8 protein-coding genes are annotated in these 4806 nt (G+C 66.2%); 2 read left to right on the forward strand and 6 right to left on the reverse strand.

Features of this window, described 5'->3' with window-relative positions:
• A partial coding sequence (locus AC04L7_RS12560; protein WP_475513118.1) for a ParA family protein occupies positions 1–82 on the reverse strand: 82 nt, incomplete at its 3' end.
• 180 nt (positions 83–262) lie between these two features.
• On the opposite strand from AC04L7_RS12560, the gene AC04L7_RS12565 reads away from it, so the two are divergent.
• Positions 263–1762: an AAA family ATPase gene (locus AC04L7_RS12565; RefSeq protein ID WP_299344936.1), complete on the forward strand. Its 1500-nt coding sequence runs from the start codon at positions 263–265 to the stop codon at positions 1760–1762.
• 61 nt (positions 1763–1823) lie between these two features.
• Here AC04L7_RS12565 and AC04L7_RS12570 read toward each other — a convergent pair whose 3' ends face one another.
• The 5 genes from AC04L7_RS12570 to AC04L7_RS12590 form a co-directional block, all read right to left on the reverse strand.
• Positions 1824–2135: a hypothetical protein gene (locus AC04L7_RS12570; protein ID WP_435995943.1), complete on the reverse strand. Its 312-nt coding sequence runs from the start codon at positions 2133–2135 to the stop codon at positions 1824–1826.
• 97 nt (positions 2136–2232) lie between these two features.
• Entirely contained in the window at positions 2233–2682 is a 450-nt protein-coding gene (locus tag AC04L7_RS12575) for a hypothetical protein (protein ID WP_435995941.1), read from the reverse strand.
• A 54-nt stretch (positions 2683–2736) separates the two neighbouring features.
• Entirely contained in the window at positions 2737–3141 is a 405-nt protein-coding gene (locus AC04L7_RS12580; protein WP_435995939.1) for a VOC family protein, read from the reverse strand.
• Between the two features lie 67 nt (positions 3142–3208).
• A complete protein-coding gene (locus AC04L7_RS12585; protein WP_435995937.1) occupies positions 3209–3595 on the reverse strand; it encodes a hypothetical protein in 387 nt (128 codons plus the stop codon).
• 80 nt (positions 3596–3675) lie between these two features.
• Positions 3676–4182, reverse strand: coding sequence for a hypothetical protein (locus tag AC04L7_RS12590; protein WP_435995935.1), 507 nt, complete (start codon positions 4180–4182; stop codon positions 3676–3678).
• 243 nt (positions 4183–4425) lie between these two features.
• Here AC04L7_RS12590 and AC04L7_RS12595 point away from each other — a divergent pair.
• A partial coding sequence (locus tag AC04L7_RS12595; protein ID WP_475513117.1) for an ABC transporter ATP-binding protein occupies positions 4426–4806 on the forward strand: 381 nt, incomplete at its 3' end.

The raw sequence follows: 4806 nt of genomic DNA on the forward strand, positions 1-4806 counted from the left end.
GTGCGAAGTACGCCGCCAGATTGGTCGCCAGGGTGGTCTTGCCCGCGCCGCCCTTGGAGCTGGCGACCAGAATCGTCTTCATGCGCGCACCTCGTTGCTGGAGAACCCGGAGGGTACACCGGGGGCGGTGAAGCAGAAAGGCGGGGAGGCAGGCGTGAGGGGAGAGGAGCGAGCGAAGGCAAGACCCGGCTTCCCCTCACTCCTCACTCCTCGCCCCTCATGCCTTGCTGTTATCGTTCCGTCCCCACGGACCGGATGCGCCATGAACGAGCTGCAGGACCTGACTGCGCTGATCCGCGCCAACACCCCGCTGATCGTCATCGAGACCCAGGACGAAGGCCGCGTGGTCGAGCTTTTCCGGCAGGCCTTGGGGCAGGTGTGGCGGGCGCTGTTCCGCTGGAGCATCACCGAGGGCCTGCGCCGGCTGGACATGGACCGCGAGGACGACGCCGTCGGCCCGCCCGACGCCAGCGCCGCCCTGCAGGCCATCAAGCAGGCCGAGCAGCGCGGCATCTACCTGCTGCTGGATTTCCACCCCTACCTCGGCTACGCCAGCAGCCAGCGCCAGCTCCGCGACATCGTGCAGCGCCGCCACAGCCTGCCGCACGTGGTGGTGCTGGTGGGTGCCAAGATCGAACTGCCTTCCGAACTGGACGCGCTGGCGGTGCGCTTCAACCCGCGCCTGCCCGACGGCCACGCCCTGCTGAAGATGGTCCGCGAGGAAGCCGAGCATTACGCCCGCGAACATGGCGGCCGCCGCGTCGAGGCCGATGGCGAGGCGGTCAAGCAGATCGTGCGCAACCTGCAGGGCCTGAGCCTGGTCGACGCGCGACGGATCGCCCGCCAGCTGATCTTCGCCGACGGCGCCCTGACCGCCAGCGACCTGCCCGCGCTGAACAAGCTGAAGTTCGAACTGCTCAACCGCAGCGGCCACCTCCACTACGAATACGACACGGCGAAGTTCGCCGATGTCGCCGGCGCATCGCGGCTCAAGCGCTGGATCGAGCAACGCCGCGCGGTGTTCGTGTCCGGCAATCCACCGCCGGGCCTGGACCTGCCGAAGGGCGTGCTGCTGCTCGGCGTTCAGGGCTGCGGCAAGTCGATGCTGGCCAAGGCCACGGCTGCCGGTTTCGGCGTGCCGCTGCTGCGGCTCGACTTCGGCACGCTGTACGACAAGTACCACGGCGAGACCGAAAAGAACCTGCGGGCCGCGCTGGCCTCGGCCGAACAGCTGGCGCCGTGCGTGCTCTGGATCGACGAGATCGAGAAAGGCCTGGCCAGCGGCGGCGACGAGGACGGCGGCGTCTCGCGCCGCGTACTCGGTTACCTGCTGACGTGGATGGCCGAACGCAAGGCTGGCGCCGGGAGTGGACAGGTGTTCCTCGTCGCGACGGCGAACCAGGTGCAGGACCTGCCACCGGAACTGCTGCGCAAGGGCCGCTTCGACGAGATCTTCTTCGTCGACCTGCCCTCGCCCGATGCGCGCGTCGAGGTATTGCGCGTGCATCTCACCCGCCGCGCGCTGGACCCGGAAGGCTTCAACCTGCCCGCGCTCGCCGCCGCGGCGAACGGCTTTTCAGGCGCCGAACTGGAACAGGCCATCGTCTCGGCGCTGTACGCCGCGCATGCCGAACAGAAGCCGCTCGACACCGACCTGGTGATGCACGAGATCCGCAGCACCCGCCCGCTATCCGTGCTGATGGCCGAACAGGTGCAGGCGCTGCGGGAGTGGGCGCGGGAGCGTACGGTTCCCGCGGACTGACCTTGGCTCCGGTGGCGGTAGCGACGCCAGTCACGAATGGCCGACAGCAGTCTGTCCAACGTCATGCCAGCAGGCAGCCGACAACGTAGATCACCAGGATCGGGAACGACAGCAGGATGAAGAGCTGGAAGCGGTAAAGCAGGTACAGCACCCTCCGCTCTTCGCCGGGCAGTTCGAACAACGCCCTCGACATGCGGAACTTCATCAGGTTCGTCACCAAGTACAGTGGCGTCCCGAACGAACGGAACTGATCGATCTCGGGGTGATGCGGATGCACCTCGGCAATGGCCGCCTTCAGCCGGCGGATCCAGACGTAGTTGTTGGCGAAGGCACTCAGCACTACGGCGAACAGGGCGTATTCGATCAGCTTCATGCCGGGACGCGCCCGCCGGGAATCTCGTGTCCGTGGAGCGACACTGTACGACTCATCTCGCACCACCGTCGCACATCTGCCGGCGCCGCGGCGGCACTTACGCCTCGCTGCCGAAGCAGTAGGACGTCCTCAACGCACCTTTCATGTGATGCGCATAGATGGTGTCCCGCTCGGCCACGCTCACGCGCAGTCCGCAATCGGAATCGCCGTACCCCGTCATGACCTGAATACGCTGGGGGCCTTTGCCCTTCACATACTCGGACACCTCGAAAGTAACGCGCACGTTGTCCAGGAACCTTCCGTAGGCAGGGATCTCTTCTTCCGACGGTGCGCCGAACAGCGCAGGCAGCGTCGCGCGGACCTGTCCCCACGCATTCCGCGCCGGCGGCAACGGACGTACCTCTTCGATCTTCACCGGACTGCCGACGAACACCAGCGTCGCCTTCTCCAGCGGCGAGCCTTCCAGGTCCTCCGGAGAACACAGGCAGGCGAGTGCGTTGCCCGCCACGCAGGCCGCTGGCAGTACCAGGTATCGCCATCGCGACATGCGCCTCATGATGTCCCCCTCGAACCTGTCTCACACGATTCGCGCATCCGCCGCTCATCCCCGCGTGTTCTTCTCATCCCACGCCATCGGCTGCCACAGCTCCACCTTGTTGCCTTCCGGATCCATGATCCACGCGAACTTGCCGTTCTCGTGCGACTCGGGGCCTTTGACGACCGGCACGTCGGCGGCGCGCAGCTGTGCAAGCAGCGCATCGAGGTCATCGACGCGGTAGTTGATCATGAAGGCACTGTCGCTCGGGCTGAACCACTGGCTGTCCTTGTCCGCGACGGTCCACACGGTCAGCCCCTGATCCTCGGCCTTGTCGTCCGGCCAGCGCAGCACGGCGCCGCCCCACGTCTCCAGCGGCAGCCCCAGATGCGTGTGGTACCACGCCGCCAGCGCCTTGCTGTCGTGGCGACTCTTGAAGAACACGCCGCCTATGCCCGTCACTTTCGCCATCGTTCCATCCTCCCGGGATTGATTGTTTGTGTTGACCACGGTTTCGCACGCCACGTCGACGCGGTCGTCAGAACGTGGTGGTCTGCCTCAGGTACACGTCCATCGTGTAGGCGAACGCATAATCGCGCATCTTCGCGCGCTGTTCCTGCCGATACCGCGCGGGATCGAGGAAGATGCCCGCGTTCGTACTGGTTTCGGATACGACGGCAGTGGCCTTCTCGAACGCCATGAACGGCCCGATGCACGCGGCGTAGGCTGCGGTTGCCACTTCCGTCGGCGTGCCCTTCACGGGCGTCAGTGCCCTGGCGAAGCGGCGTGCGTAGTCGGCATGGCAATCAAGCACCGCCTTGGCGTGCGGGTCGTCGCCGAACATCGGGTCGGGCGGCGTCTCGGCGTGGGCCAAGGGAACGAGGGCCATCAGTGAGACGATTGCCGTCAGTGCATTCAATCGCATGTGGATCTCCTTGGGGTATCGGGTAGGACGGCGGAAGGGAACGTGCGGCCGGGACAGGGAGCTCACCCCGCATACGGGGGTCAGCCCTGCATTTCTTTCCGCCATGGAATCGGCTGCATGCAGTTCGTGTTGACCGACACGGTGCCTTGCGGATCGATGTCCTCGATCCATGCCCTGAAATGGGCGGCGTCCGTCCTGCGGTACCGGACGATATACGCCTTGCCTGGCTGGAAATCGTGCGTGAGCGAAGCGCCGCCGACACGGTGCGACATCACCCTGTCCGTCGTGAAGTAGCTCACCGACACCGTCCTGCGACCCGGAGCGAGCACGACCTTGGCGATCTGGAATGCCGGGAAAGTGATGGTATCGAGTTGCTGGAAATGTACCACGCCCACGCCCTCTCCCAGGCAGTGCTCCTTCACCAGCACGGACGCAGTGGACCCGCCGCTTCCCGGCTCGGTGTAGGTGCCCGTCGTGGGCACGGAGAGGCTCGAGCAGGCAGACACGAGGAGCATCAGCGGAAGGACAGCGCATCGTTTTTGCATCGGTTCCTCGGCGTCCATGACGGGGTTCTTCAGCATGAGCATGGCGAGGCGCGCAGGGCCGCGCAAGTCTCGTCCATCCTACCGGTGGCCTCGCGCCTGTTTCGATACCAGACACACGCTGCCAACCGGGACCACGCAATCGTGCGCTTGCACCCCCGCGCACGCATCTGGGATGCTCGCCCTTCCACCGGCAGGACACTCGACCGCCGCCCGCGTCCCGACTCCCGGACCGGGAACCTTGGAGGCAAGGAACGGTCGACAGAGACGAAGGAACGAGGGGACACGATGATCGAGTTGCAGGGCGTGCAGCGCCATTACGCCATGAGCGGGCAGACGGTCCGGGCCTTGGCCGGCGTGGACCTGCGCATCGGGCAGGGAGAGTTCGTCGCCATCACCGGTGCGTCGGGGTCCGGCAAGTCCAGCCTGCTCAACATCCTCGGCTGCCTGGACCGGCCCAGCACCGGCACCTACCTGTTCGAAGGCCGCGACGTGGCCACCTTCGACGACGAGGCCAGCAGCGACCTGCGCAACCGGCGCATCGGTTTCGTGTTCCAGAGCTTCCACCTGCTGCCGCGCCTGACCGTGCTGGAGAACGTCATGCTGCCGCTGCGTTTCCACCGGCAGCCGCCGCCCGGCACGCAGGAGCGCGCCCTGTCGCTGCTGGAC

It is taken from the genome of Pseudoxanthomonas sp. LjRoot204_2, assembly GCF_056175765.1.